General features: G+C 75.2%; 20 protein-coding genes, 1 rRNA gene and 1 pseudogene. 18 read left to right on the top strand and 4 right to left on the bottom strand.

Features of this window, described 5'->3' with window-relative positions; genetic code table 11:
- From rrf to ACFYUY_RS34560, 3 genes and pseudogenes are all read left to right on the top strand, one after another.
- Nucleotides 1–86 (top strand): 5S ribosomal RNA (gene rrf / locus ACFYUY_RS34570); the annotation flags it as partial.
- 287 nt (nt 87–373) lie between these two features.
- Nucleotides 374–1,180: pseudogene (locus ACFYUY_RS34565) on the top strand (tetratricopeptide repeat protein); the annotation flags it as partial.
- A 654-nt stretch (nt 1,181–1,834) separates the two neighbouring features.
- Nucleotides 1,835–2,707: a hypothetical protein gene (locus ACFYUY_RS34560; RefSeq protein ID WP_387906624.1), complete on the top strand. Its 873-nt coding sequence runs from the start codon at nt 1,835–1,837 to the stop codon at nt 2,705–2,707.
- A gap of 82 nt (nt 2,708–2,789) precedes the next feature.
- Here the strand turns inward: ACFYUY_RS34560 and ACFYUY_RS34555 are convergent, their stop codons facing one another.
- Nucleotides 2,790–4,160, bottom strand: coding sequence for a DUF1015 domain-containing protein (locus ACFYUY_RS34555; RefSeq protein ID WP_360209979.1), 1,371 nt, complete (start codon nt 4,158–4,160; stop codon nt 2,790–2,792).
- 92 nt (nt 4,161–4,252) lie between these two features.
- Between ACFYUY_RS34555 and ACFYUY_RS34550 the strand changes: the two genes are divergently transcribed.
- Both ACFYUY_RS34550 and ACFYUY_RS34545 read left to right on the top strand, forming a co-directional pair.
- Nucleotides 4,253–4,852, top strand: coding sequence for a tetratricopeptide repeat protein (locus tag ACFYUY_RS34550; protein ID WP_360209978.1), 600 nt, complete (start codon nt 4,253–4,255; stop codon nt 4,850–4,852).
- 62 nt (nt 4,853–4,914) lie between these two features.
- Nucleotides 4,915–5,952 carry an HAD-IIA family hydrolase gene (locus tag ACFYUY_RS34545; RefSeq protein ID WP_387906607.1) on the top strand — a complete coding sequence of 346 codons (1,038 nt, stop codon included), beginning with the start codon at nt 4,915–4,917 and terminating at the stop codon, nt 5,950–5,952.
- Nucleotides 5,953–6,098: 146 nt separating this feature from the next.
- Here ACFYUY_RS34545 and ACFYUY_RS34540 read toward each other — a convergent pair whose 3' ends face one another.
- A complete protein-coding gene (locus ACFYUY_RS34540) occupies nt 6,099–6,446 on the bottom strand; it encodes an SCP2 sterol-binding domain-containing protein (protein WP_387906604.1) in 348 nt (115 codons plus the stop codon).
- A 176-nt stretch (nt 6,447–6,622) separates the two neighbouring features.
- Between ACFYUY_RS34540 and ACFYUY_RS34535 the strand changes: the two genes are divergently transcribed.
- The 4 genes from ACFYUY_RS34535 (at nt 6,623) to ACFYUY_RS34520 (ending at nt 9,593) form a co-directional block, all read left to right on the top strand.
- Nucleotides 6,623–7,576, top strand: coding sequence for a hypothetical protein (locus ACFYUY_RS34535; protein ID WP_387906602.1), 954 nt, complete (start codon nt 6,623–6,625; stop codon nt 7,574–7,576).
- On the top strand, nt 7,560–7,748 hold the full coding sequence (locus ACFYUY_RS34530; RefSeq protein ID WP_360209970.1) for a hypothetical protein: 189 nt from the start codon (nt 7,560–7,562) through the stop codon (nt 7,746–7,748). The genes ACFYUY_RS34535 and ACFYUY_RS34530 overlap by 17 nt, the downstream gene beginning before the upstream one ends.
- Before the next feature lie 36 nt (nt 7,749–7,784).
- Nucleotides 7,785–8,591: a TlyA family RNA methyltransferase gene (locus ACFYUY_RS34525; protein ID WP_360209997.1), complete on the top strand. Its 807-nt coding sequence runs from the start codon at nt 7,785–7,787 to the stop codon at nt 8,589–8,591.
- 93 nt (nt 8,592–8,684) lie between these two features.
- Nucleotides 8,685–9,593: an NAD kinase gene (locus ACFYUY_RS34520; protein ID WP_360209968.1), complete on the top strand. Its 909-nt coding sequence runs from the start codon at nt 8,685–8,687 to the stop codon at nt 9,591–9,593.
- Between the two features lie 87 nt (nt 9,594–9,680).
- Here the strand turns inward: ACFYUY_RS34520 and ACFYUY_RS34515 are convergent, their stop codons facing one another.
- The gene (locus ACFYUY_RS34515; protein ID WP_387906599.1) at nt 9,681–11,198 is read right to left on the bottom strand and encodes a PLP-dependent aminotransferase family protein; all 1,518 of its coding nucleotides are present in this window, start codon (nt 11,196–11,198) and stop codon (nt 9,681–9,683) included.
- A gap of 283 nt (nt 11,199–11,481) precedes the next feature.
- On the opposite strand from ACFYUY_RS34515, the gene ACFYUY_RS34510 reads away from it, so the two are divergent.
- The 3 genes from ACFYUY_RS34510 to ACFYUY_RS34500 all read left to right on the top strand — a co-directional run bounded on the left by ACFYUY_RS34510 (nt 11,482) and on the right by ACFYUY_RS34500 (nt 15,270).
- Nucleotides 11,482–12,102, top strand: coding sequence for a YitT family protein (locus ACFYUY_RS34510; RefSeq protein WP_387906621.1), 621 nt, complete (start codon nt 11,482–11,484; stop codon nt 12,100–12,102).
- Nucleotides 12,103–12,190: 88 nt separating this feature from the next.
- Nucleotides 12,191–13,924 carry a DNA repair protein RecN gene (gene recN / locus ACFYUY_RS34505; protein ID WP_360209993.1) on the top strand — a complete coding sequence of 578 codons (1,734 nt, stop codon included), beginning with the start codon at nt 12,191–12,193 and terminating at the stop codon, nt 13,922–13,924.
- A 167-nt stretch (nt 13,925–14,091) separates the two neighbouring features.
- Nucleotides 14,092–15,270, top strand: a complete 1,179-nt coding sequence (locus ACFYUY_RS34500; RefSeq protein WP_360209964.1) for a glycosyltransferase family 4 protein — start codon at nt 14,092–14,094, stop codon at nt 15,268–15,270.
- 218 nt (nt 15,271–15,488) lie between these two features.
- Here the strand turns inward: ACFYUY_RS34500 and ACFYUY_RS34495 are convergent, their stop codons facing one another.
- Entirely contained in the window at nt 15,489–17,474 is a 1,986-nt protein-coding gene (locus ACFYUY_RS34495) for a glycoside hydrolase family 15 protein (protein ID WP_360209962.1), read from the bottom strand.
- 722 nt (nt 17,475–18,196) lie between these two features.
- On the opposite strand from ACFYUY_RS34495, the gene ACFYUY_RS34490 reads away from it, so the two are divergent.
- The 6 genes from ACFYUY_RS34490 (at nt 18,197) to ACFYUY_RS34465 (ending at nt 26,528) form a co-directional block, all read left to right on the top strand.
- On the top strand, nt 18,197–19,876 hold the full coding sequence (locus ACFYUY_RS34490) for a CTP synthase (protein ID WP_360209960.1): 1,680 nt from the start codon (nt 18,197–18,199) through the stop codon (nt 19,874–19,876).
- Between the two features lie 92 nt (nt 19,877–19,968).
- A complete protein-coding gene (locus ACFYUY_RS34485) occupies nt 19,969–20,616 on the top strand; it encodes an NUDIX domain-containing protein (RefSeq protein WP_387906594.1) in 648 nt (215 codons plus the stop codon).
- A 175-nt stretch (nt 20,617–20,791) separates the two neighbouring features.
- Nucleotides 20,792–23,023, top strand: a complete 2,232-nt coding sequence (locus ACFYUY_RS34480) for a tetratricopeptide repeat protein (protein WP_387906591.1) — start codon at nt 20,792–20,794, stop codon at nt 23,021–23,023.
- Between the two features lie 261 nt (nt 23,024–23,284).
- Entirely contained in the window at nt 23,285–24,400 is a 1,116-nt protein-coding gene (gene ald, locus ACFYUY_RS34475) for an alanine dehydrogenase (protein WP_387906589.1), read from the top strand.
- A 425-nt stretch (nt 24,401–24,825) separates the two neighbouring features.
- The gene (locus tag ACFYUY_RS34470; RefSeq protein WP_387906619.1) at nt 24,826–25,893 is read left to right on the top strand and encodes a ParA family protein; all 1,068 of its coding nucleotides are present in this window, start codon (nt 24,826–24,828) and stop codon (nt 25,891–25,893) included.
- Complete coding sequence (locus ACFYUY_RS34465) at nt 25,890–26,528, top strand: hypothetical protein (RefSeq protein ID WP_387906587.1); 639 nt, start codon at nt 25,890–25,892, stop codon at nt 26,526–26,528. Before ACFYUY_RS34470 ends, ACFYUY_RS34465 begins: the two co-directional genes overlap by 4 nt.
- Nucleotides 26,529–26,679 lie beyond the last annotated feature (151 nt).

Raw genomic sequence — 26,679 nt, 5'->3', positions numbered from 1 at the left:
GTTACATTCCGAACCCGGAAGCTAAGCCTCACAGCGCCGATGGTACTGCAGGGGGGACCCTGTGGGAGAGTAGGACGCCGCCGAACAATCATTCAAGGCCGCGGCCCCAGCGATTCGCTGGGGCCGCGGCCTTTTTGTGTTTTGCGAACGTGCAGGAGGCCGGCAGGCCGGGACCTTCGCCCAGGCGCGGAGTGTTCCGGGATGCCGGACAATGGAGATGGTGCCCGGCCAGGAGGCCGGCGCCGAAACCGCGTGACGGCAGCGGAGTTGCTCGGTCCGCGGTGGAGCTGAAGCAGCAGAAGGAGTCACCACGATGTCGAACCCCCAGGACCGTCCCGAGCGTCGATCGGACGACGGCCGCGGCCACGAGCCCCGGTCGCGTGGGGGCTGGTCCAACGACCGTGGCGGCTCCCGTCGGGACGACCGTCCGTCCGGCGGTTACCGTCGTGACGACCGTGACGACCGTCCGCGTCGTGACGACCGCCCGTCCGGCGGTTTCAACCGCGATGACCGTGGTGGCGACCGCGGCGGTTACCGCGGTGGCGACCGTCCGTCCGGTGGCGGCTACAACCGCGACCGCGGCGACCGCCCCTCGGGTGGCTTCAACCGTGACGACCGCAGTGGCGACCGCGGCGGTTACCGCGGTGGCGACCGTCCGTCCGGTGGCGGCTACAACCGCGACCGCGGCGACCGTCCGTCCGGCGGCTTCAACCGCGATGACCGTGGTGGCGACCGTGGCGGCTTCCGCCGTGACGACCGCCCGTCCGGTGGTTTCAACCGTGACGACCGTGGTGGCGACCGTGGTGGCTTCCGCCGCGACGACCGCCCCTCGGGTGGTTTCAACCGCGACGACCGTGGTGGCGACCGCGGCGGTTACCGCGGTGGCGACCGTCCGTCCAGTGGTGGCGGCTACCGTGGTGGCGACCGCCCGTCCGGTGGCGGTTTCCGCCGTGACGACCGCCCCTCCGGCGGTGGCTTCCGCCGTGACGACCGTCCGAGCGGGTTCCGTCGTGACGACCGTGACGACCGTCCGCGTCGTGACGACCGCCCGTCCGGTGGTTTCAACCGTGACGACCGCCCGTCCGGTGGCGGCTTCCGCCGCGACGACCGCCCGTCCGGTGGTTTCAACCGTGACGACCGTGGTGGCGACCGTGGCGGCTTCCGCCGTGACGACCGCCCCTCCGGTGGCGGCTACAACCGCGACCGCGGCGACCGCCCCTCGGGCGGCTTCAACCGTGACGACCGTGGTGGCGACCGTGGCGGCTTCCGCCGTGACGACCGCCCCTCGGGCGGTTTCAACCGCGATGACCGTGGTGGCGACCGTGGTGGCTTCCGCCGCGACGACCGCCCGTCCGGTGGCGGCTACAACCGCGACCGCGGCGACCGCCCCTCGGGCGGCTTCAACCGTGACGACCGTGGTGGCGACCGCGGCGGTTACCGCGGTGGCGACCGCCCGTCCGGTGGCGGTTACAACCGCGACCGTGGCGACCGCCCCTCCGGCGGTGGCTTCCGTCGCGACGACCGCCCGTCCGGTTTCAACCGCGACCGTGGCGACCGCCCCTCCGGCGGTGGGTTCCGTCGTGACGACCGCCCCTCGGGTGGCTTCAACCGTGACGACCGTGGTGGCGACCGCGGCGGCTTCCGCCGTGACGACCGCCCGTCCGGTGGCGGCTACCGCCGCGACGACCGCCAGGGCGGCGGCGACCGCGGCCCCCGCCGCGACTACGACGACCGTGGCCCCCGTCGTGACTACGACGACCGCCGCGGCAACTACGAGCCCGTCCGGCGCCTGCCGATCCCGGAGGACGTCACCGGCTTCGAGCTGGACGCGGACGTGCGCCAGGAGCTCAAGAGCCTGCCCAAGACGCTCGCCGACGACGTCGCCCGCAACCTGGTGATGGTGGCCCGCATGCTCGACAGCGAGCCGGAGGAGGCCTACCAGTACTCGCGCATCGCGCTCCGGCTGGCCTCCCGCGTCGCCGCCGTCCGTGAGGCCGCCGGCTTCGCCTCGTACATGACGCAGCGCTACTCCGAGGCGCTGACCGAGTTCCGTGCCGCCCGTCGGATGACCGGTCGCGCGGACCTGTGGCCGGTGATGGCCGACTGCGAGCGCGGTCTGGGCCGCCCGGAGCGCGCGCTGGCGATGGCCGGCGAGCCCGAGGTGAAGCAGCTGGACAAGGCCGGTCAGGTCGAGATGCGCCTGGTCGCCGCGGGCGCCCGCACCGACATGGAGCAGTTCGACGCGGCCGTCGTGACCCTGCAGAGCCCGGAGCTGGCGTCCAGCGCGGTGCACTCGTGGACCGCCCGTCTGCGGTACGCCTACGCCGAGGCGCTGATCGCGGCCGGCCGGGCCGAGGAGGCCCGCGAGTGGTTCGCCAAGGCGGCCGAGGCCGACACCGACGGCACGACCAACGCCTCGGAGCGGCTGGCCGAGATCGACGGCGTCGAGTTCGTGGACGCGCTCGACCCCGAGGCGGCCGAGGAGGAGGCCGAGCAGGCCGACGCCCCGGTGAAGAAGCGCGGCGGCGACGTCTCCGACGACCGCGTGATCTACGAGGACGAGGAGGACGTCGAGGAGTACTACGACGAGGACGACCTCGAGATCGACGAGGACTTCGACGGCGTGGTGCCCGGGCGTTCCGGTGAGGACGGGGCCGAGGCCGGCACCGAGGCGAAGGCCGAGGACAAGGCCGACGCGCAGGGCTGAGCCCGACCGAACGACTGAGGCCCTGCCCTTCCCCGGATGTCCGGGGAAGGGCAGGGCCTCACGGCTTTCCGGCTCGCGGGCGCTAGCCCAGTTCGAGGTTGCGCAGCACCAGCCCGGTGGCCGGCTTCGGACCGAAGGAGGTGGACTTGCGCGGCATGGTGACGCCCTGTTCGGCGAGTCTTCGGACCACGCTCTCCCGGACCGGGTGCAGCAGTACCGCGGTGCCGCCGGTCCGGGCGGCCTCCTGCTCGGCGGCCACCGCGGTGTGCAGGTAGCCGATGTCGTCCGGGCCGTCGGGGACGCGCCAGGTGTGGTCGAGCAGGGTGGCGTGCAGGACGGTGGCGTCCAGGTGGCGCCACTCCTGGGGCCGGTCGTGCGGCACGGTGGCGTCGAGCAGGGACTCCTCGGGTTCGCCGAGCAGCCAGTAGACGCCGTCGCCGCCGGTCAGCACGAAGCCGTTGCCGCCGTGACGTTTCTGCTCCGCGAGCGCCTGGAGGGCGGCGCTCAGCGGGCCGGGGACCTCCTTGACCTTCCACTGGTCGCCGAGCTTCTCCAGCGCCTCGGCCACCGGCAGCCGGTACAGGACGCGGTGGATGGCCCGGACCCGCAGCGGGTAGCGGGCGGTGTCCACCAGGAGCACCAGACCGCGGTCCCAGGGGCTGCGCGGCAGGTGGCGGTGTTCGCGCTGGAGGCGCAGGTACATCTCCCAGCGGTGGTGGCCGTCGGCGATCAGGGCCCGGCAGGTGGCCAGGTCGCGGCCGATCTCGGCGATGTCGGCCGGGTCGGTGACCGCCCACAGGCGGTGGTGGGTGCCGTCGCTGGTGGCGGTGGAGAGCAGCGGCTCGCCCTCGACGGCGCGCTCGACGACGCCGGCGGCGCCGCCGTTGCCCCGGTAGGTGAGGAGCAGGGGTTCGAGGTTGGCCCGGGTGGTGCGCATCAGGCCGACCCGGTCGGCGACCGGCCGCGGCATGACGTCCTCGTGCGGGAGGACCACGCCGGCCTCCCGGCCGCTGACCGCGAGCGCGCCGATCAGCCCGCGTTGGAGCAGTTCGGGCGAGTCGGCGGTGGCGGGCACGCGTTGCTCGTAGACGTAGAGTCCGGGCTCCCGGTCGGCGGCGAGGACGCCCTCGCGCTGCCAGTCGGCCAGCAGCCGGGCCGCGTGCCGGTACTTGGTGTCGCGGTCGGGCCGGTCGCCGGCGTCCTCGGGCTCGGGCCGGGGCAGGATCAGCCGCACCACGTTGTGCGGGTCCGCGGTCTCCAGGTCGAGCCGGCGGCCCGGGTCGACGACGTCGTACGGGGGTGACATGACCGCGGCGAGGGCGCCGACCCGGTCGGGGACGTAGCGCAGGCCGCGGAAGGGGGACAGGGACAGGCCTGCGGTGGCGACGTGCCCGGGATCGCCGGGGCCGCCCTCCGGAGTCTCGACTCCGTGTTCTGCACTGGGTGTGCTCATTCTGGGCATCGTAACCGGGTACGCGTTGTTGAGAGATCGGAATGCCCGTGCCGTCTCGTGGGACGGGTGTGAGACCGAGGGCGAGGTACGGCATGGACGACGGGCAGGAACGGGTGGACGGCGGCGGCCGGGTCGAGCCGCGCGGCACCGGCGGCGCCCCCGGCGGGGGCGCTCCGGCGGACGGCGGCGTGCCGGCCCAGTCGCGCTCCGGCGAGCCGACCGGGGACGTGTACGACTGGTTCCGGCGCGGTGCGCAGCTGCTCGCCCAGGGCCATCCGGCGGCCGCCGAACAGCTGCTGGCCCGGGCGGCGGTGGCCGAGCCGCACTCGCGCAGCATCCGGGAGACGCTGGCACGCGCCCAGTTCGACACCGGGTCGTACGCCGCGGCGCTGGAGAACTTCCGGGCCGTCGCGCTGGCCGATCCCTCGGACGACTACGCTCAGTTCGGGTGGGGCGTCGCGGCGGCCCGGCTGGGCGACTTCGAGACGTCCGCCGAGCACCTGGCGCTGGCCGTGGCGATGCGGCCGGGCACCGAGCACTACCGGGCGGCGCTGCGGCAGACCAGGGCGACCCTGGCGGCCCGCGCCGGGGCCTACGGCCCGCTGCTGCCCGGGGCGCCCGGGTACCTGGCGCCCCCTCCCGGCCCGGACGGGCGGCCGGCGGGCGAGGACGGTGCGGACGACGAGGTCTGACCGGTCCGGCCCGAGGCGCCGCCCGACGAAGCGAACGACGCAGTGAATGAGGTAGCGCAGCCATGACCGAGACGGCCCCCACCGTGCGACGGACCGCCCCCGGCGGCAGCGACCGGCCGCTGACCGAGGCGTACGACACGGCGCTGCTGGACCTGGACGGCGTGGTCTACGCGGGCCCGAACGCCGTCGAGCACGCCGTGGAGGCGCTGGACGCCGCCCGGACGGCCGGGATGCGGCTCGCGTACGTGACCAACAACGCCTCCCGCCCGCCGCGCGTGGTGGCGGCGCACCTGACCGAGCTGGGGGTGCCGGCCGAGCCGGGCGACGTGATCAACTCGGCCCAGGCGGCCGCCCGGCTGGTCGCGGAGAAGGTGCCGGCCGGGGCGAAGGTGCTCGTGGTGGGCGGCGCGGGGCTGGAGGAGGCGCTGGCCGAGCGCGGGCTGGTCGCCGTCCGCTCGCTGGACGAGCAGCCGCTCGCGGTGGTGCAGGGCTACGACCCGTCGGTCGGCTGGGCGCAGCTGGCGGAGGCCTCCTACGCGGTGCAGCAGGGGCTGCCGTGGGTGGCCTCCAACACCGATCTGACGGTCCCGACCGCGCGCGGCATCGCCCCCGGCAACGGCACCCTGGTGGCGGCCGTGCGGGCCGCCGCCGGGGTGGACCCGGAGGTGGCGGGCAAGCCGCTGCCGCCGATGCACCGGGAGACCGTGCTGCGGACCGGGGCGCGGCGGCCGCTGGTGGTCGGCGACCGGCTGGACACCGACATCGAGGGCGCCTTCAACGGCGGGGTGGACAGCCTGCTGGTGTTCACCGGGGTGACCACCCCGGCGCAGCTGCTGGCGGCCCCGGTCGAGCACCGGCCGACCTACCTGGCGGCGGACCTGCGCGGGCTGCTGGAGCCGCACCCCGCGGTGGGCCGGGAGGACGGCGGGGCCGGCTGCGGCGGCTGGGTCGCCACGGCCGGGGACGGCGTGCTGCGGCTGTCCGGCGGCGGGGACCGCTGGGACGGCCTGCGGGCGCTGTGCGCGGCGGCGTGGGCGGCGCTGGACGCGGACGGGACGGCGGCCGACGGGCGCAAGGCGCTGGCCGAGCTGGGGTTCTGACCCGGCCGGCCGCGGCCGGGCTCGGCGGTGCGAGTGCCCCGGCGAGCGGTGCTTCGGCGGTGCGTGTGCCCCGGCGGTCGGCGGCATCCGGACCGCCGGACCGCCGTGCCCCGGGTGCAGCACGGCCCGGGCCGCCGGGAGCCGGGTCAGAGCAGGGTGCGCAGCCGCAGCAGGTCGCGGAAGCCGGCCTCCAGCCGGATCCGGCCGGAGGCCCAGGCGGAGGCGAAGTTGAGCCCGCCGCCGACCACGGCCACCAGGTCGTCGCTGCTCATGGTGAGCCGGATCGCGGCCTTCTCGGTGGGCGCACCGGGCGCCGAGGCGAGGCCCTGGATCCGGCCGTCGCGCAGCTGACCGGTGAAGGTCAGGTCGAGGTCGGTGATCCGGCAGCTGAGCGAGCGGTCCAGGGCGGCCGCCTTGCGGACGTCGCCGGTGGACTTCGCCATGTTCCGGCTGAGCTGCTCCAGCGCCTCGCGGCACTCCTCGGCGTCGGCCATCGCGGTGCCTCCCTCTCTGGGCTCCCGGTGGATTCGGGCGGGTGACGGCGGTGGTCACTGCCGGGCCACGGTACCGCAGGCGGGTTTTGGCGGTAGCGTCGTCCGTGGGGTGCCCGGATCGGCCCGGGCACCGACGGCGACGGAGCGATGCGCGCAGGCGCTTAGGAGGCACCCGGATGCTGCCGAGGACGGTGCGGGGAGTGGCGGAGGTCGCCGCCGGGCTGGTGGAGGAGGTCGGCAAGCGGGTCGTCGGGACGGCGGCCGCGATCCTGGAGCGGACCGGGGTCGACGTCGCGGACGTGGAGCGCCGGCTGGGCGGGCAGTTCCCGCCGTCGGTGCAGACCCTGCAGACCCTGGCGGGCGAGGCGGTCACCGCCGGGCGGGCCGGGGTGGACCTGGCCGTCGGGGTGGCCCGGGGCGAGGTGGAGAAGGCCTTCGAGAAGGTCGGTGATCAGGTCACCAAGGTCGGCGTGGTGCTGGCCTACCTGGAGAGCAAGCTGCGGGAGGTCGAGGAGGACGAGGGCGGGCCGGAGCGCCCCGGCCCGGCGGCCGACGCCCACCGTTCGGAGCAGCCGGTGCCGGCGCCCCGGGCGGACGACCTGTTCGGGCGCGGCTGGGAGGACGAGCAGGCGCGGCCGGAGGCCCGGGCGGCCGGGGAGCCGATAGTGGCGGAGCGGGTGGAGGTGGACGAGCCGGTCGAGGTCGACCCGCCGGTCCCGCCCGTCCCGCGGGCGGCGCCGACGCCGCGGGCCTCGCAGGGGCGGAAGCCGGCGAGCGGGTCCGCGCGTCCGTCCGGGCCCGCGGAGCCCGTCGAGCCCGTCGAGCCTGAGCGGCCGGCGGCGCGCAAGGGCACCGCGAAGAAGGCCCCGGCCGATGCGCCGTCCGGAGCGAAGGCGCCCGGTGCGAAGTCGGGCGGCGCCGAGCCGCCCGGGGCGAAGAAGGCGGCGGCGAAGAAGGCGGCGAAGAAGACGGCGGTCCGCAAGACGGCCGTGAAGAAGACCGCCACCGCGAAGCAGTCCGCCGCCGAGTCGGCCGGGTCGCCCGGGACGCCCGCGAAGCGCACGGCGACGAAGAAGACCACCGTCCGCAAGGCCACCAGCACGAAGCGCTCCGATGACCGGAGCGGCTGACCCGACGGCGCCGCTCGGCGTCGGACTCGCCCCCACCGGCCACCCCGGCGTGGACGCCGGCCTGGCCCGGCTGGAGGCCCTGGACGGGGTCCCCGCCGAGGCGCACGTCGCGGTGTACGAAGATGTTCACCAGCGGCTCGCCGACACGCTGGCCGCGCTCGACCAGGAATGATCCGTAGGACCCGTAGGAGCTGAAGCACCAGTGGCAGTGGCACGACGCCGACTCGACGCGGAGCTGGTCCGCCGCAAGCTGGCCCGGTCGCGCGAGCACGCGTCCGAGCTGATCGCAGCCGGCCGGGTGACCGTCGGCGGCACGACCGCGACCAAGCCGGCCACCCAGGTGGAGACCTCGGCGGCGGTCGTGGTGGCCAAGGACGAGAACGACCCCGACTACGTCTCGCGCGGCGGGCACAAGCTGGCCGGGGCGTTCGCCGCCTTCGTCCCGCAGGGTCTGGTGGTGGAGGGCCGCCGGGCGCTGGACGCGGGCGCCTCCACCGGCGGGTTCACCGACGTCCTGCTGCGGGCCGGTGCCTCCGGCGTGCTCGCCGTGGACGTCGGCTACGGGCAGCTCGCGTGGTCGCTGCAGAGCGACGAGCGGGTGACGGTGATGGACCGCACCAACGTCCGCGAGCTCAGCCTGGAGCTGATCGGCGGCACCCCGGTCGACCTGGTGGTCGGCGACCTGTCGTTCATCTCGCTGGGCCTGGTGCTGCCCGCGCTGGCCGGCTGCGCGGCCGAGGACGCGGACCTGGTGCTGATGGTCAAGCCGCAGTTCGAGATCGGCAAGGAGCGGCTGGGCAGCGGTGGGGTGGTGCGCAGTCCGGAGCTGCGCGCGGAGATGGTGCGCCAGGTCGCCGGGCAGGCGTGGGAGCTGGGCCTGGGCGTGCGTGCCGTCACCGCGAGCCCGCTGCCGGGCCCGTCCGGGAACGTCGAGTACTTCCTCTGGCTGCGCCGCGACGCCCCGCAGTTGAACCCCGCGGAGGCGGACCGGGCCGTCGCCGAGGGGCCCCGATAGGGTGCTCTGCGGGCGTCCGGTCCGTCATGCTGTGTGACGCGACCGCACCGGGGCGGAGGGCGGCCCGGCAGGCGTGAGGGAGAGGGCAGCGGCATGAGCGATGACGAGCGTACGGTCTTCCTGATCGCGCACACCGGCCGGGAGGCGGCGCTGCGCAGCGTCGAGGGCCTGGTGCACGGGCTGCTGAAGGCGGGCATCCGGATCAGACTGCTCGCCTCCGAGGCGGTGGGCCTGGACCTGCCGGACGGGGTGGAGAAGGTCGCCGGTGGCCCGGGGGCGGCGGACGGCTGCGAGCTGATCCTGGTCGCCGGCGGGGACGGGACGCTGCTGCGCGGGGCGGAGCTGGCGCGCGAGCACGGGCTGCCGATGCTCGGGATCAACCTGGGCCGGGTGGGCTTCCTCGCCGAGGCCGAGCGGGACGACCTGGCCGTGGTGGTCGAGCGGGTGGTGGACGCCGACTACACGGTCGAGGAGCGGATGACGATCGACGTCATCGTCCGCACCAACGGCGATGTGCTGCACCAGGACTGGGCGTTGAACGAGGCGTCGATCGAGAAGGCGTCCCGGGAGCGGATGCTGGAGGTGGTGACCGAGGTGGACGGCCGTCCGGTCTCCAACTTCGGCTGTGACGGGGTGGTCTGCGCGACGCCGACCGGCTCCACCGCGTACGCGTTCTCCGGCGGCGGGCCGGTGGTCTGGCCGGAGGTGGAGGCGCTGCTGATGGTGCCGATCTCCGCGCACGCGCTGTTCGCCCGCCCGCTGGTGACCTCTCCGCACTCCGTGCTGGCCGTGGAGGTGCAGCCCAAGACCCCGCACGGCGTGCTCTGGTGCGACGGCCGGCGCTCGGTCGAACTGCCCGCGGGCGCCCGGGTGGAGGTCCGCCGGGGCCAGACGCCGGTGCGGCTGGCCCGACTGCACCGGGCGCCGTTCACCGACCGGCTGGTGGCCAAGTTCGCGCTGCCGGTGACGGGTTGGCGCGGCCGGGCGGACACCGGCTGCTGACCGCGGGCCGTCCGGCGGATCCTGCGGCCCCGGCGGACGGGCGCGCGCCGTGGGCCGCCCGGCAACCCGCCGGACGGCCGCCGGCCGTCAGACGGCCAGGGGTTGGTCCTGGTCGGCCGGTCCGTACCGGCCGCCCGCCGCCGCCCGGGCGGCCAGCGCGGTGAGCCGTCGCACGGCGTCGGGGACGGCCGGGGCGGGCACGGTGAGCGGGATCCGGACGTGGTGCTCGAAGGCGCCGTCCGAGCCGAACCGGTTGCCCGCGGCGATCCGGATGCCGTCGCGCTCCCCGGCCCGCGCCAGCGCCGCGCCGGAGAGAGCACCGGTGGACACCCAGAACGAGAGCCCGCCGGGCGGTGGCGGGAAGGTCCAGTCCGGCAGCCGCTCGGCCAGTGCGGCCGCGAAGGCGTGCGCGGTGGCCCGCAGCCGGTCCAGCTGGTGCGTGCGCACGGCCGCCAGCGGCTCGCCCAGCAGGTCGGCGGCGATCAGCTGGTCGAGCACCGGGGTGCCGACGTCGCTGTAGACCCGGTCGGCGGCCAGCCGGCGCACCAGCGCGGGCGCGGCCCGCACCCAGCCGATCCGCAGCCCGCCCCAGAGCAGCTTGCCCGCGGAGCCGACGGTGACCACCTGGGCGGCCCGGTCCAGCGCCGCCGCCGGGCGCGGCAGGGGCTCGGACTCCGGGACGCCCCAACCGAGTTCGGCGGTGGTCTCGTCGACCAGGACGACGCTGCCGGCGGCCCGGGCGGCGGCCAGCAGCTCGCGCCGCTGCTCCTCGCCGACCAGGGCGCCGGTCGGGTTGTGGAAGTCCGGGATCACGTAGGCGACCTTGGGCGCCGCGCCGCGCAGCACCCGGCGCCACTCGGCGAGGTCCCACGGGGCCGGGCCGCTCGGCCCGGGGAGCGGGCCGGGGGCGTACGGCACGGGCACCAGGCGGGCGCCGGCGATCCGTAGCGCCTGCAGGGTGTGGGCGTAGCTGGGCGCCTCGACGGCGACCCGGTCGCCGCGGCCGATCAGTGCCCGCTGGACGAGGTGCAGGGCGCCCATCGCGCCGGTGGTGACGAGGATCTGGTCCGGGGTGGTGGGCAGCCCGCGCTCGGTGTACCGCCGGGCGACGGCCTCGCGCAGCACCGGGACGCCGGTGGGGTAGTGGCCGTGTCCGGCGGCGTAGTGGGGCAGTTGCTCGACGGCGCGGGCGGCGGCCGCGCCGAGGAAGGGCTGCGGGGCGGGCAGGGCGGCGACGCCGAGGTCCAGGGTGCGGCCGAGCTCGTCCGGCGGGACGGGGTGCAGGGCGTCGCCGGGCGGCGGGGCGCCCTCGGGCAGCGCGGTCCAGCTGCCGGCGCCGCGGCGGCTGCGCAGGTAGCCCTCGGCGCGCAGGGTCTCGTAGGCGGTGGCGACGGTGGTGCGGCTGAGCTCCAGGGCGGTGGCGAGTTCGCGTTCGGCGGGCAGCCGGGCGCCGACCGGCAGGCGGCCCTCGGTGACCAGCAGCCGGATCTGCCCGGCGAGGGTCCGGTAGGCGGGCCGGCGGGGGCCGGGGGCTTCGGGCAGCCGGGCGGTGGCGAGCAGCCGGGCCAGCGCGGGCGGGGTGACGGTGGTGTGCCAGTCGGCCATGGGGGATCAGTCCACTTGCTCGGAATTGGCCCTGGAGGGGGTCGCTTTGGCCTGGCCATCATGGCAGGGCGGCCATCGAGTCCGCCACCGCCGGGGCAGCCGGGCGGTGCAGCACCACCCGCAGGAGCTCCCGTTGGCCACCACGCACCCGACCACGCCCGACCGGCCCTCCGAGGCCCCGCCCGCCGCCGCGCCGGCCGCCCCGCCCGCCGCCGCGCCGACCGTCCAGCCGGCCGGGCCCGCCGGCCGGTCGGGGACCGCCCGGCCGTCCCGTGCCGCCCGCCTGCTCGGCGACACCCACGCGCTGGGCCGCCGGATCCCGCAGCTCGCGGTCGGCCTCTACCTGTACGGCGCGAGCATGGCGCTGATGCTCCGCTCCGGCCTCGGCCTCGACCCGTGGGACGTCTTCCACCAGGGCCTGCAGCGTGCCGCGGGCCTCTCGGTGGGCGCCTGGGTGACCATCTGCGGCGCCCTGGTCCTGCTGCTGTGGATCCCGATCCGCCAGCGCCCGGGCGTCGGCACGGTGGCGAACGTCCTGGTGCTGGGCGCGTCGATGGACCTCACCCTGCGGCTGGTCGACGGCCCGGCCGGGCTGCCCGCCCGGATCGCGCTGATGGCCGCCGCGATCACGCTGAACGGCCTGGCCACCGGCCTCTACATCGGTGCCCGCTTCGGCCCCGGCCCGCGCGACGGCCTGATGACCGGCCTGCACCGGCGCACCGGGCGCTCGCTGCGGCTGATCCGCACCGGCATCGAGGTCACCGTCCTGGTCGCCGGCGTGCTGCTCGGCGGCACCGCCGGGGTCGGCACGGTCGCGTACGCGCTGGCCATCGGCCCGCTGGTGCAGTTCTTCCTGCCGTGGTGCACGGTGCCGGGCCCCGGGCAAACCTCCCGGAAGGGGTGAACTTCCGGGCACGGAGTTGCCGCGCGCCGTTGCCGCTCGTCGCGCGCCGGGGGTGGAACCTCGTAAGGTCGTCTCCGTGTTGGACGAGATGCGGATACGGGATCTTGGGGTCATCGACGACGCGGTGGTCGAACTCGCGCCCGGCTTCACCGCCGTGACCGGTGAGACCGGCGCCGGGAAGACCATGGTCGTGACGAGCCTCGGCCTGCTGCTCGGCGGCCGCGCCGACCCGGGCCTGGTGCGCAACGGCACCGGGCGCGCGGTCGTCGAGGGCCGGCTCGAGCTGCCCGCCGACTCTCCGGTGGCGGCCCGGGCGGTGGAAGCCGGGGCCGAGCTGGACGACGGCGCGTTGCTGATCAGCCGCACCGTCTCCGCCGAGGGCCGCTCCCGGGCCTACGTGGGCGGCCGGGCCGTCCCGGTCGGCCTGCTCGCCGAGCTCGGCGAGGACCTGATCGCCGTGCACGGCCAGACCGACCAGCAGCGGCTGTTGCGCCCGGCCCGCCAGCGCGGCGCGCTGGACCGGTACGCGGGCGAGACCGTGGCCGGGCCGCTGGCCCGCTACCGGGAGACCTACCGCAGCCTGCGCGAGGTCTCCGCCACGCTGGAGGAGCTCACCACCCAGGCGCGCGAGCGCGCCCAGGAGGCCGACCTGCTCCGGTTCGGCCTGGACGAGATCGCCGCCGCCGAGCCGGTGGCCGGCGAGGACGTCGAGCTGGCCGCCGAGGCCGAGCGGCTCGGCCACGCCGACGCGCTCTCCTCCGCCGCCACCCTCGCCCACGCCGCGCTGGCCGGCGACCCGGCGGACCCGGAGGCGCTGGACGCCGGCACCCTGCTCGCGCAGTCCCGCCGCGCCCTGGACGCCGTGCGCCACCACGACGAGCGCCTGGCCGCGCTCGCCGACCGCGTCAACGAGGTCGGCTACCTGCTCGCCGACGTGGCCGGCGACCTGGCCGGGTACGCGGACGACCTCGACGCCGACCCCGTCCGGCTCGCCGCCGTCGAGGACCGCCGGTCCGTGCTGGCCCAGCTGCTGCGCAAGTACGGCGGCCCCGAGAACACCCTCGCCGAGGTGATCGCCTGGGCCGAGGCCGGCGCCGCCCGGCTCGCCGAACTCGACGGCGACGACGACCGGATCGACCAGCTCGGCGCCCGCGAGACGGAGCTGCGGGCCGAGTTGGCCGAGCTGGCCGCGGAGGTGTCGGCCGCCCGCCACGCCGCCGCCGGGCGCTTCGCCGAGGCCGTCTCCGCCGAGCTCGCCGAACTGGCCATGCCGCACGCCCGGGTGACCTTCTCGATCACCCGGGTCGACGACCTGTCCGGCATCGAGCTCGAGGGCCGCACCGTCGCCTACGGGCCGCACGGTGTGGACGAGGTCGAGGTGCTGCTCGCCCCGCACCCCGGGGCCCAGCCCCGGCCGATCGCCAAGGGCGCCTCCGGCGGTGAACTGTCGCGGGTGATGCTCGCCGTCGAGGTGGTCTTCGCGGGCGCCGACCCCGTCCCCACCTACCTGTTCGACGAGGTGGACGCGGGCGTCGGCGGCAAGGCCGCGGTGGAGATCGGGCGCCGGCTGGCGAAGCTGGCCGAGTCCGCCCAGGTCGTGGTGGTCACCCACCTCCCGCAGGTCGCCGCCTTCGCGGACCGGCACCTGGTCGTGGAGAAGACCCACGACGGCACCGTGACCCGCAGCGGCGTCAAGGTGCTGAACGACGAGGAGCGGGTGCGCGAACTCTCGCGGATGCTGGCCGGCCTGGAGGACTCCGAGCTGGGCCGCGCCCACGCGGAGGAACTGCTGGCAGCGGCCCGGGCCCCGCGCCACCGCTAGCCGGGCGCGGCGGCCCCGCGGACGGACGGCGACGCGCCCCGGGTGCGGCCGACTGTCCAAGAGGGCCGCCGACCTGGCATGGTGGCGGCTGGACATTGGCTTTCCAGTCCCGAGCGCCGTCGGCGGGCAATCCTCGCGGAAGCGGCGCGCGAACCTGATCGAGTCGGATGCGAGAGAACGTGGACCATTCCGCCGCCCGGGCCGCCGCGGCCACCCCCGAACCGGGGCAGCTGCACGTGGTACTCGTCCTGGCCGCCAGCACCGGCGGCATCGGTGCGCACGTGCGCTCCCTCGCCCAGGGCCTGGTCGCGCACGGCGTGACCGTCACGGTCTGCGCCCCGGCCGGCACGGACGCCCTGTTCGGCTTCTCCCGCACCGGCGCCAGGTTCCACACCGTCGACATCACCCCCACCGCCGGCGCCCGCAGCGACGCCACCGCGATCGGCGAACTGCGCCGGGCCTTCACCGGTGCCGACGTCGTCCACGCGCACGGGCTGCGCGCCGGGCTGCTCTCCGACCTCGCGCTGCGCACCGCCGGCCGCTTCCCCGGCCTGCGCCCGGAGACCCCGCTGGTGGTCACCTCGCACCACGCGCTGCTGGCCACCGGCATGGAGCGCCGGCTGCAGCGGCTGATGGAGCGCCGGGTGGCGCGTGCCGCCGACCTCGTCCTCGGCGCCTCCTCCGACCTCGTCGCCCGGGCCCGTGAACTGGGGGCCACCGACGCCCGGCTCGGCCCGGTGGCCGCCCCGCCGATGCCCGAGGGCCGGCTGGACCGGGCCGCCGCCCGGGCCGCCCTGCTCGGTGACGGACCGGACCGGCCGCTGGTGCTCGCGGTCGGCCGGCTCGTCCCGCAGAAGGCCTTCGGGCAGCTGCTGGACGCCACCCGCGAACTGTCCGCACTCGACCCGGAGCCGCTGCTGCTGCTCGCCGGGGACGGCCCGGAGGCGGCCGGACTGCGCGAGCGGGTGGCCGCCGAGAAGTTGCCGGTACGGCTGCTCGGCTACCGCACCGACGTCCCCGACCTGCTGGCCGCCGCCGACGCGGTGGTCGTCTCCAGCCGCTGGGAGGCCCGCTCGCTGGTCGTGCAGGAGGCGATGCGGGCCGGCGTGCCGGTGGTCGCCACCGCCGTCGGCGGGATCCCCGAACTGGTCGGCGACGCGGCCGTGCTGGTGCCCGCAGGGGACCCGGCCGCGCTCGGCCGGGCGGTGGCCGAGCTGCTGTCCGACCCGGCGCGCCGCGGGCGGCTGGCGGCGGCCGGCCGGCAGCAGGCCGAGACCTGGCCGGACGAGGCCGCCACCGTGGCCCAGGTGCTGAGCACCTACGACGAGCTGGTCCAGCGGGCCTGAGCCCCGGCCGGCCCTGACGGCCGCCGCCCCGGCCGGCCGGACCGCAGCCAGCCGTCCTAGGGCGTGTCTTGTGGATCACTGCCGGGGTCGCGACGCCAGGGCACGCACCTCGCCGCGTTGTCGTCGGTCGCCGATGCTCCGCATGGACTCCCTCCTCCGCCTTGCGATGCACGCACCCTGACGCCGCGACCTATCCGACAAGATCCACAAGACACGCCCTAGACGGTCGCCTGTTCCACCCGGTCGGCCGCCAGGCCGTCCGGCTGGGCGGACAGGTAGGCGCCCCCGCAGGCGGTCAGCCGCAGCGCGGTGTCGATCAGCGGCACGTGGCTGAAGGCCTGCGGGAAGTTGCCGACCTGCCGCTTGAGCCGCGGGTCCCACTCCTCGGCGAGCAGCCCGATGTCGTTGCGCAGCCCGAGCAGCCGGTCGAACAGCTCGCGGGCCTCCTGCACCCGGCCGATCATGGCGAGGTCGTCGGCGAGCCAGAACGAGCAGGCCAGGAAGGCCCCTTCGTGCCCGGAGAGGCCGTCGACGTTGTTGCCGCTCTCGTCGTGGGTCGGGTAGCGCAGCACGAAGCCGTCCTCGGTGGACAGTTCACGCTGGATCGCCTCGATGGTGCCGATCACCCGCTTGTCGTCCGGCGGCAGGAAGCCGACCTGCGGGATGAGCAGCAGCGAGGCGTCCAGCTCCTTGCCCCCGTAGTACTGGGTGAAGGTGTTGCGCTCCGGGTCGTAGCCCCGCTCGCAGACGTCCCGGTGGATGGTCTCCCGCAGGCCGCGCCAGCGCTCCAGGTGCTCGTCGGACGGGGCGTCCTCGGGCGTCTGCTCCAGCAGCTTGATCGTCCGGTCGACGGCGACCCAGGCCATCACCTTGGAGTGGACGAAGTGCCGGCGGGGGCCGCGGACCTCCCAGATGCCCTCGTCCGGCTCCTGCCAGTGGTCCTCCAGGTACTCGATCAGGCGCAGCTGGAGGTGGTGGGCGTGGTCGTTGCGGACCAGGCCGGTCATGTGGGCCAGGTGTAGCGCCTCGACGACCTCGCCGTAGACGTCGAGCTGGAGCTGGCCGGCGGCGCCGTTGCCGACCCGGACGGGCTGGGAGCCCTCGTAGCCGGGCAGCCAGTCCAGCGAGGACTCGGTGAGCTCGCGCTCGCCGGCGATGCCGTACATGATCTGCAGGTTCTCCGGGTCGCCGGCGACCGCCCGCAGCAGCCACTCGCGCCAGGCGCGGGCCTCGTCGCGGTAACCGGTGCGCAGTAGCGAGGAGAGCGTGATGGCCGCGTCGCGGAGCCAGGTGTAGCGGTAGTCCCAGTTGCGCTCGCCGCCGATGTCCTCCGGCAGCGAGGTGGTGGGGGCCGCGACGATGCCGCCGGTGGGGGCGTAGGTGAGGCCCTTGAGGGTGATCAGGGAGCGGATCACGGCCTCGCGGTACGGGCCCTGGTAGGTGCACTGGCCGGCCCACTCGTGCCAGAAGTCGGCGGTGGCGTCGAGCATCTCCTCGGCGTCCGGGGGCGTGGGCGGGTCCAGGTGGGAGGCCTGCCAGGTGAGGGCGAAGGCGATCCGCTCGCCGGCGGTGACGGTGAAGTCGGCGTAGGTGGTGAGGTCGCGGCCGTAGGTCTCGGCCTCGCCGTCCAGCCAGACCGAGTCGGGCCCGGCGACGGCGACGGTGCGGTGCCCGCCGTCGGCCTGCTCGACCCGGTGCACCCAGGGGACCACCCGGCCGTAGGAGAAGCGCATCCGCACGGCCGAGCGCATCCGGACGGTGCCGGCGACGCCCTCGACGATCCGGATCACCTGCGGGACGGCGTCGCGGCCGGCGAGCGGGCGCGGCGGCATGAAGTCGATCACCCGGACGGTGCCGCCCTGGGCGTCCCACTCCTGCTCCAGGATCAGCGAGTCGCCCCGGTAGCGGCGGCGGTCGGCGGGGACGGCCGGGGCGGCGGCGGTGGGCGGCGGGACCCGCAGGTCGCCGGTGTCGGTGAAGCGGGCGGCGACGGCCGGTGCGGCGGGGGCGGGGACCTCGCTCACGACGGCTTCGGCCGGCCCGATCCGCCAGAAGCCGTGTTCATCGGTGCCGAGCAGGCCGGCGAACACGGCCGGCGAGTCGAAGCGGGGCAGGCAGAGCCAGTCCACCGCCCCGTCCCTGCTGACCAGGGCAGCGGTCTGCATGTCCCCGATGAGTGCGTAGTCCTCGATACGGCCGGCCACGTGGATCTCCAGTTCGCAATGTGGTCAGGACGCAACGGCGATCCGGGGGAGCGAGCGGTCTGCGGGGCCGGAGGTCCACCCCGGGACGTCCGGCCCGCCGGGGGGTGGTGGCGGGCCTTGCTGGAGTGTCCGTGCGGGGCCCGGTCGAGCCCCTGGAGTGGGTGGGGAGGAACTGGATTACGGGGAGGTCCGGTCGCGCATCGGGGACCGGGAGTGTCCTGACGCTCCCACGCCCTCCGCGTGCTCGTGCTGTCGGCGATGCGTCCGTGCAGCTTACGACGGACGAAAGGGGCGAAGCACGCGGGCGCAGCCTCGTGTGGCGCCACAATTCGGCGGAAATGCCGTGCATCGCGAGGGTGTCGCCCAGGATGGTCCGGACGGATCAGCCCCGGCTGGTCCCGGTGGAGGGGCTGTCATGGCCCGAACGGGGTGCCCCGGGGTGGCCCGGTCCGGCCGTGGTGCGACCGGTGTGACTGCTGGGCCGTATGGTGCGCCGGTGGTGCGCCCCGCGTACGCCCCCGGGGTGCCGCGAGCGGGCCGGAAGGCGTCCCGTCCGGGTCACTGATACCCTGGTATCCCGTGGACCGGTGGGATCAAACGCCCCGGACCAGCCGAATCGACGACCCTCCGAGCGCCGTGCTCCGCACCGGCCTCCCGTCGCCAGGCGAGCCGCGAGCCTCCCACCACGTCACCTTCGACACGCGACCCACGGGAGCCCCCTCTTGGCACAGCCCCATTCCGGCAAGGCAGCGAACGGCCGCGCCGTGACGACCAAGCACCTCTTCGTCACCGGGGGTGTCGCCTCGTCGCTCGGCAAGGGCCTCACCGCCTCCAGCCTCGGCGCGCTGCTCAAGGCCCGCGGCCTGCGCGTGACGATGCAGAAGCTCGACCCGTACCTCAACGTGGACCCGGGCACCATGAACCCGTTCCAGCACGGTGAGGTCTTCGTCACCGACGACGGCGCCGAGACCGACCTGGACATCGGCCACTACGAGCGGTTCCTCGACACGAACCTGCACGGCTCGGCCAACGTCACCACCGGCCAGGTGTACTCCACGGTCATCGCCAAGGAGCGCCGCGGCGAGTACCTGGGCGACACCGTCCAGGTCATCCCGCACATCACCAACGAGATCAAGTCCCGGATCCGCCGGATGGCGACCGAGGACGTCGACGTGGTGATCACCGAGGTCGGCGGCACCGTCGGCGACATCGAGTCGCTGCCGTTCCTGGAGGCCGTCCGCCAGGTCCGCCACGAGGTCGGCCGGGACAACGTGTTCTTCGTGCACGTCTCCCTGCTGCCGTACATCGGCCCCTCGGGCGAGCTGAAGACCAAGCCCACCCAGCACTCCGTCGCCGCGCTGCGCAACATCGGCATCCAGCCCGACGCCGTCGTGCTGCGCGCCGACCGCGAGGTCCCGCAGGCCATCAAGCGCAAGATCTCGCTGATGTGCGACGTGGACGAGGAGGCCGTGGTCGCGGCCATCGACGCCAAGTCGATCTACGACATCCCCAAGGTCCTGCACGGCGAGGGCCTGGACGCCTACGTGGTGCGCCGGCTCGACCTGCCGTTCCGCGACGTGGACTGGACCACCTGGGACGACCTGCTGCGCCGCGTCCACGAGCCGCAGCACATCGTCAAGGTCGCGCTGGTCGGCAAGTACATCGACCTCCCGGACGCCTACCTGTCGGTGACCGAGGCGCTGCGCGCCGGCGGCTTCGCCAACAACGCCCGGGTCGAGATCAAGTGGGTCACCTCGGACGACTGCGAGACCCCCGAGGGCGCCCGGGAGCAGCTCGGCGACGTGGACGCGATCTGCATCCCCGGCGGCTTCGGCGACCGCGGCGTCAACGGCAAGGTCGGCGCCATCACCTACGCCCGCGAGAACAAGGTCCCGCTGCTCGGCCTCTGCCTGGGCCTGCAGTGCGTCGTGATCGAGGCGGCCCGCAACCTGGCCGGCCTGCCCGAGGCGAACTCCACCGAGTTCGACGCCGCGGCCAAGCACCCGGTCGTCTCCACCATGGCCGAGCAGCTGGCCATCGTCGACGGCAAGGGCGACCTGGGCGGCACCATGCGCCTGGGCCTGTACCCGGCCAAGCTCGCCGAGGGCTCCATCGTGCGCGAGGTCTACGCCGGCGAGCAGTACGTCGAGGAGCGCCACCGCCACCGCTACGAGGTCAACAACGCGTACCGCGCGGACCTCGAGAAGACCGGTCTGCAGTTCTCCGGCCTCTCGCCCAAGGGCGACCTGGTGGAGTACGTCGAGTACCCCCGCGAGGTGCACCCGTACCTGGTCGCCACCCAGGCCCACCCGGAGCTGAAGTCCCGCCCGACCCGCCCGCACCCGCTGTTCGCGGGCCTGGTCAAGGCCGCCATCGAGATCAAGACCGCCACTGCCGAGTAATCGTCGGTCGTTCACCGGACGGCGGCCCCGCGATTCCCGCGGGGCCGCCGTCCGGCGTTAGATTGTGTCGTACTGACGAAAAGGGGAGAGCGATGGACGAGCAGAGCGACCTGGTGATCGCCGACGCGGCCGAGGAGTGGGAGGTCCGGGAGAGCCGGACGCCGTTCCAGGGCAAGGTCACCGGAGTGCGCAGCGAGGAGGTCCGGATGCCCGACGGCAGCTGGGCCCGCCGCGACTACCAGACCCACCCGGGCTCGGTCTCCGTGCTCGCCCTGGACGACAAGGAGCGGGTGCTCGTCCTGCGGCAGTACCGCCACCCCGTCCGCCACCGCCTCTGGGAGCTGCCGGCCGGGCTGCTGGACGTGCCCGGCGAGAACCCGTGGCACGCCGCCCGGCGCGAGCTGTTCGAGGAGGCGCACTGCCGTGCCGAGACCTGGCGCGTCCTGGTGGACTTCTACACCTCCCCGGGCGGCACCGACGAGGCGCTGCGGATGTTCCTCGCCACCGACCTCTCGGCCGCCGAGGGCGAGCGCTACGAGGCGCACGGCGAGGAGCAGGAGATCGAGGTCGCCTGGGTGCCGGTGCCGGAGCTGATCCGGATGATCCAGGCCGGGCTGCTGCACAACCCGACCCTGATCACCGGCACCCTCGCCCTGCACGCCGCCCTCACCGGGGCGGACGGACTGGACGCGCTGCGCCCGGCGGACTCGCCCTGGCCGGCCCGGCCCTTCGAGGCGTGAGCGAACGGCCCGGCCGCCCGCGGCCGCGCCGCGGTTGATCCACGGGGGTGATTTACCGGTTCGTACGACCGGATGTCACCTCGGCTGAGCCGGACGGTCGAACTACGCTTCGCAGACAGGGCGCCCGTCCCGGGCCGCCCCCGCGGAGCGCCGGATGACGTCGGGAGTGGCACGGGTGGCGAGGAAGACGGCGACGATGGACCCCGGCCCCGACGCGCCCCCCGGGGCCGTCCCCGGCCTGGACCGGCTGCCGGCCGGGCCCGCGCTGTTCGTCGGGCGGCGGGCCGAACTGGCCGCACTGCGGGCGGCCGCGGCCCGCCCGGCCAGCGGCCGCAGCACGGTGCTGGTGCTGGCCGGGCGCCCCGGCTCCGGACGCACCGCGCTGGCGGCCCGCTTCGCCCGCACCGTCGCCGCCGACCACCCCGACGGCGTGCTCTTCGCGCGCCTGTCCGCGGCCGACGGCGGCCGGGTGCCGCCCGCCCGGGCCGCCCGGCTGCTGCTGGAGCAGCTCGACCCCGAGGCCCCGGTGCCGCTGCCCGGGGCCGTCGGGGACGGGCGGGACGAACCGGCCTGCGTGGCGCTGCGCGAGGCGCTGGCCGGCCGCCGGGTGCTGGTGGTCCTGGACGACGTCCGCGACGCCGGACAGCTGTGGCCGCTGCTCGCGGACGAACCGGGCTGCCTGGTGCTCGCCACCACCGCCGGACCGCTCACCGGGATCGAGGACATCGACCCGGTGATCCTCGGCGGGCTCGACCGGCAGGCCTCCGGCGAGCTGCTCGCCGACCTGGTCGGCGGTACCAGGATCTCCTGCGACCCGGTCGGCGGGGCCGATCTGGCGGAGGCCTGCGCGGCGCGCCCGGCCGCGCTGCGGCTGATGGCCGGGTGGCTGCGCGGCAACCCGAAGGCGGCGGTCACCGAGGCGGCGGCCGAGCTCACCCGGGTGGTCGGCGAGGAGTCGGAGCGGGGGGCGGCGCCGAAGCGGAAGGGCGGGCGCAAGGGCGGGGCGGCCGGGGGGACGGCCGCGGGGAAGGAGACGGCGGCGGGGAACGGGGCGGTGGCGGCCGAGGGGGCCGCGCCGGCTCCCGGAACCGGGGGAATCGCGGGCACCGAGGGTGCTGAGGGCGCCGTGGGTGCCCCGGGGGAGTCCGGGAGGCCGGGGAAGACCGAGCGGTCCGGGCAGCCCCGGAAGGCCGGGGACCGCCGCAAGCAGCCCCAGGCCCGGGAGCCGGAGAAGCCCGCGGGCGCCGCCCGGCCGGCGGAGGAGCCCTTGGCCGGTACCGCCGCCGGGGACCAGGCGTCCTGGGTCAAGCCCGGGCCGGAGCCGGCCGAGCCGGTGCCCGTTCCCGACAACGACCCGCTGATCGGCGCGTTCACCCTGCTGTACGGCACGCTCCCGGCGGCCCAGGCGCGGATGCTGCGCGCCCTCACCCTCGCCCCGGCGCAGACCGCCGACCCGCGCACCGCCTCGGCCCTGGTCGGCTGCCCGGCGCCGGAGGCGGCCGCGACGCTGGCGGCGCTGGCCGAGCACGAGCTGCTCGGGAAAGAGGCCCCGGCCGCCGACGGCAGCCCGCGCTACCGGGTGCCCGGCCGGCTCTACCCGCGGCTCGTCCGGCTGCGGGAGCGGGAGGACCGGCCGGCCGAGACCGAACTCGCCCGGGCCCGGCTGCTGGAGCGGCTGGTGCGCCTCACCGAGTCGGCGCGCGCCCTGCTGGACCCGGCGGGCGGCCCCGGCCCCGACCCGCTGCCCGCCCCGCTGCGGCTCGGCTCGGCCGGGCACGCCCGGGAGTGGCTGCTCGGGGAGCGGGACCTGCTGCTCGGCGCGGTCGCCGACGCGATCGGCCAGGGCGACCTGGACGGCTCGGCCGGCCGGCTGGTCACGGCCCTGCTGAGGGCCCTGCCGCTGACCGGCGCCGCGGCCCCCGCGGACCTCTACCGGCTGCACGAGCTGGTGCTGACCGTCGCCGAACGGCACGGCAAGCCGCGCCGGGCCTCGGCGGCGCTGCTCAACCTGGGGGACCTCCAGGTGGCGGCGGGCCGCTGGGAGCAGGCCGGTGCGCACTACCGGGCCGCCCTGGAGCACGCCCGGACGGCCGACGACGAGCCGCTGTGCGCGCGGGCCCTGGAGGGCGCGGCCGGCTGCCACCGGGCGCTCGGCGACGCCGTGCGCGCCGCCGACTGGTACGGGCGGGCGCTCGGCCTGCGGCAGTCGCTGGGCGACCACGCCGCGGAGGCGAGGCTGCTCGCCCGGGTGGCCGAGGCGCACACCGCGCAGCGCAGGTTCGACGAGGCGGACCGGGAGTACCGGGCGGCCCTGTCGGTGCTGCGCCGCCTCGGCGACGAACGCGGCCGGGAGGCCGTCGGCGCTGCCCTGGCGGACCTGCGGGAACGCGTCGACGCCGGGTGGTGAGAGGCCTTTCGGGGGTATTGTCGAAGATGCCCGGTTCATACGCTTTTGGCGGGAAGATCGCAGGGGAAGCCTACGAACCTGCCAATGTGTTCGGCAGATTTATTCACTTTGGAAGGCTGACACGCCGACTGGGCTTCATTACACTCGAACTCAGTCGCGCAGCGATCCATGCCCCGGGCTGCCCCGGAGGCTTCCCCACGTGCGCGTCGCCCGCCGGTCTTCTCCGGTAGGGACCCCCATGGCAAGAGGACGTGTTTAGCCGTGAAGGTCGGCATCCCCCGCGAGGTCAAGAACCACGAGTACCGCGTGGCCATCACGCCCGCCGGCGTGCATGAGCTGGTCCGCAACGGACACGAGGTCTACATCGAGGACAACGCCGGTGTCGGCTCCTCGATCCCCAACGAGGAGTACGTGGCCGCCGGCGCCACCATCCTCCCCATCGCCGACGAGGTGTGGGCCACCGCCGACCTGCTGCTGAAGGTCAAGGAGCCCATCGCCTCCGAGTACCACCGGCTGCGGAAGGGCCAGACCCTCTTCACGTACCTGCACCTCGCGGCCGACCGTGCCGGCACCGACGCGCTGGTCGCCTCCGGCACCACCGCCATCGCGTACGAGACCGTGCAGCTCGGCAACGGCGCCCTGCCGCTGCTCGCCCCGATGTCCGAGGTCGCGGGCCGGCTGGCCCCGCAGGTCGGCTCGTACCACCTGATGCGCCCGGCCGGCGGCCGCGGCGTGCTGCCCGGCGGCGTGCCCGGCACCCACCCGGCGAAGGCCGTCGTCATCGGCGGTGGCGTCTCCGGCTGGCACGCGGCCACCATCGCCATCGGCATGGGCTACGACGTGACCCTGCTCGACCGCGACATCAACAAGCTGCGCGAGGCCGACCGCATCTTCGGCACGAAGATCAAGGCCATCGTCTCCAACACCTTCGAGCTGGAGAAGGCCGTCATCGAGGCCGACCTGGTCATCGGCGCGGTGCTGATCCCGGGCGCCAAGGCCCCGAAGCTCGTCACCAACGAGCTGGTCTCCCGCATGAAGCCGGGCTCCGTGCTCGTCGACATCGCCATCGACCAGGGCGGCTGCTTCGAGGACTCGCACCCGACCACGCACGCCGAGCCGACCTTCCAGGTCCACAACTCGGTCTTCTACTGCGTGGCCAACATGCCGGGCGCCGTCCCGAACACCTCCACCTACGCGCTGACCAACGCGACGATGCCCTACGTCGTCGAGCTGGCCAACCGCGGTTGGAAGGAGGCGCTGCGCCGCGACCCGGCGCTCGCCAAGGGCCTGAACGTCCACGAGGGCCAGATCACCTTCCCCGCCGTGGCCGAGGCCTTCGGCCTGGAGTCGGTCTCCCTGGAGAGCGTGCTCGCCTGATCCACCAGACCGCCCGGCGGTCCTTCGCCCCCGACCCTCTCCCCCCGGGCCGGGGGCTTCGCCGTGCCCGTGAACGGGCGGGGGAGCGGGCGGGTCGCTCTGTCGTCAATTTCCGTGGGTCGCGTCACCCGACCGCAGAAACGTTAGGGTCAACGGCCCACTCATCCCTTGACATCGGCCCGCCTGATAGTCGACACATCCTGCCCACTACCGTGGATTGTGTTGCTGCGAACGCCTGGAACGGCCTAGAGTCGCAAACCGTCGGCATGCTGCCACGCTGACGAATCGACATAGAGTCCTGGATGCCCAAGGAGGTAAGACGACTTGTGAATGAGTCGACATTTGCTCCCGGGGGTGGTCAGCCAGGACTGGCGGAGCGCACCGCCGGCCAGCCGAGTGAGGAGCCCGGGGCCCGGCAGGCCACCGTGGGCTCGGCCGAGGTCGGCTCGGTCGCACTCCGTACCTTCGAAGCACGCCAGAACACAGCACAGGTGACCACGGTGACCGAACACGACACCGACTTGGCGGCCTACGGAGTGGGCTACGGCGACTTCGCCTACGGCGCCTACGACGACCCGGACGCCGAGTACGAGCCGGATCCGGAGTACGCCGCCACGCTGGCCCCGGACGCCGCCCGCCAGCGCCGCGAGCGGGTCGGCCCGACCGGCCGCCCGCTGCCGTACTTCCCGATCCCCGCGCCGGTCGCCGAGCACGGCCCCGCCCAGATCATCGCGATGTGCAACCAGAAGGGCGGCGTCGGCAAGACCACGTCGACCATCAACCTGGGTGCCGCGCTCGCCGAGTACGGCCGCCGGGTGCTGCTCGTCGACTTCGACCCGCAGGGCGCGCTCTCCGTCGGACTGGGCGTCAACCCGATGGAGCTCGACGTCACCGTCTACAACCTGCTCATGGAGCGGGGCCTGACGGCCGATGAGGTGCTGCTCAAGACGGCCGTGCCGGGCATGGACCTGCTGCCGTCCAACATCGACCTCTCCGCGGCCGAGGTGCAGCTGGTCAGCGAGGTGGCCCGGGAGTCCGCGCTGGCGCGCGCCCTGAAGCCGCTGCTGCCCGACTACGACTACGTCATCATCGACTGCCAGCCCTCGCTGGGCCTGCTGACGGTCAATGCGCTGACGGCCGCTCACAGCGTCATCGTCCCGCTCGAGTGCGAGTTCTTCGCGCTGCGCGGCGTCGCGCTGCTGACCGAGACCATCGAGAAGGTGTGCGAGCGGCTCAACCCCGAGCTGCGCCTGGACGGCATCCTCGCCACCATGTACGACTCGCGCACCGTGCACAGCCGTGAGGTGCTGGCGCGCGTCGTCGAGGCGTTCGGCGAGCACGTCTTCCACACCGTCATCGGGCGGACCGTGCGCTTCCCCGAGACCACCGTCGCCGGCGAGCCGATCACGACGTACGCGACCAACTCGGTCGGCGCCGCCGCCTACCGCCAGCTCGCCAGGGAGGTGCTCGACCGGTGCCGCCCCGCCGAGTGAGTCTCCCGGGTGCCGACGAGCTGTTCCGGACCACCGGCGGGATGGCGCTGTCGCCGTCCCTCGCGCCGCGTCCGGCCGCCGAGGCATCCAGACCGGAGACCGCGCGGAACGCCGGTGGCACGGACGGGCAGGACGGCGCCGAGGGCACCCATGACGCCAACGGCACGCAGGACGCCCAGCGCGCCGGCGGGGCCGGGCGCAGGCCGTCCCAGGACCAGCAGCCGGCCTCCGTGCCGGCACCCGCGCAGCCGCCCGTCCAGCGGTCCGCCGCACCGGCGGGCTCCCCGGGGGCCGCGCAGGCCGCCGCCGGCGGCCGCGCAGCAGCCCCCGCGCCGGGCGGCCGCCAGCACGCCGGCACCGCCGAGGAGGCGCCGGGCACCGCCGGGCGCGCCCGGCCGCGCGGCCGCGCGCCGCGCCGCCCCAGCGGGCGCGAGCGGCACGACGAGAAGATCACCGTGTACGTGTCCGCCGAGGAGCTCATGGACCTGGAGCACACCCGGCTGGTGCTGCGCGGCGAGCACGGCCTGGCCGTGGACCGCGGGCGGATCGTCCGGGAGGCCATCGCGGTCGTCCTGGCGGACCTGGAGCAGCGCGGCGAGGCCTCCATCCTGGTGCGGCGGCTGCGCGGGCGGTAGCCGCCCCTGAGGGCCCTCGGGGCCCCGCCCCGGCCTCCCGGGCCGGTCCGCCCGCCCTCCGGCCCCTGAAGGCCCGCTGCCGGGCGTTCCGGCGGTTCGGTGGTGCGGCCCGCGGTCCGCGGTGCTCGGGGCGCGCAGTCGGCGGTGCGGC

Source organism: Kitasatospora sp. NPDC004745 (genome assembly GCF_042873275.1).
Taxonomy (GTDB): Bacteria; Actinomycetota; Actinomycetes; order Streptomycetales; family Streptomycetaceae; genus Kitasatospora.
Note: the sequence above shows the minus strand (reverse complement) of the source record. Positions and strands in the feature narration are given on the sequence as shown.

Excerpts from the sequence above, each read along its gene's own strand:
- ACFYUY_RS34555 (WP_360209979.1), bottom strand. The coding sequence starts at position 4,160 with ATGAGCACACCCAGTGCAGAACACGGAGTCGAGACTCCGGAGGGCGGC.
- ACFYUY_RS34550 (WP_360209978.1), top strand. The coding sequence starts at position 4,253 with ATGGACGACGGGCAGGAACGGGTGGACGGCGGCGGCCGGGTCGAGCCG.
- ACFYUY_RS34545 (WP_387906607.1), top strand. The coding sequence starts at position 4,915 with ATGACCGAGACGGCCCCCACCGTGCGACGGACCGCCCCCGGCGGCAGC.
- ACFYUY_RS34540 (WP_387906604.1), bottom strand. The coding sequence starts at position 6,446 with ATGGCCGACGCCGAGGAGTGCCGCGAGGCGCTGGAGCAGCTCAGCCGG.
- ACFYUY_RS34535 (WP_387906602.1), top strand. The coding sequence starts at position 6,623 with ATGCTGCCGAGGACGGTGCGGGGAGTGGCGGAGGTCGCCGCCGGGCTG.
- ACFYUY_RS34530 (WP_360209970.1), top strand. The coding sequence starts at position 7,560 with ATGACCGGAGCGGCTGACCCGACGGCGCCGCTCGGCGTCGGACTCGCC.
- ACFYUY_RS34520 (WP_360209968.1), top strand. The coding sequence starts at position 8,685 with ATGAGCGATGACGAGCGTACGGTCTTCCTGATCGCGCACACCGGCCGG.
- ACFYUY_RS34515 (WP_387906599.1), bottom strand. The coding sequence starts at position 11,198 with ATGGCCGACTGGCACACCACCGTCACCCCGCCCGCGCTGGCCCGGCTG.
- recN (WP_360209993.1), top strand. The coding sequence starts at position 12,191 with ATGCGGATACGGGATCTTGGGGTCATCGACGACGCGGTGGTCGAACTC.
- ACFYUY_RS34500 (WP_360209964.1), top strand. The coding sequence starts at position 14,092 with ATGCGAGAGAACGTGGACCATTCCGCCGCCCGGGCCGCCGCGGCCACC.
- ACFYUY_RS34485 (WP_387906594.1), top strand. The coding sequence starts at position 19,969 with ATGGACGAGCAGAGCGACCTGGTGATCGCCGACGCGGCCGAGGAGTGG.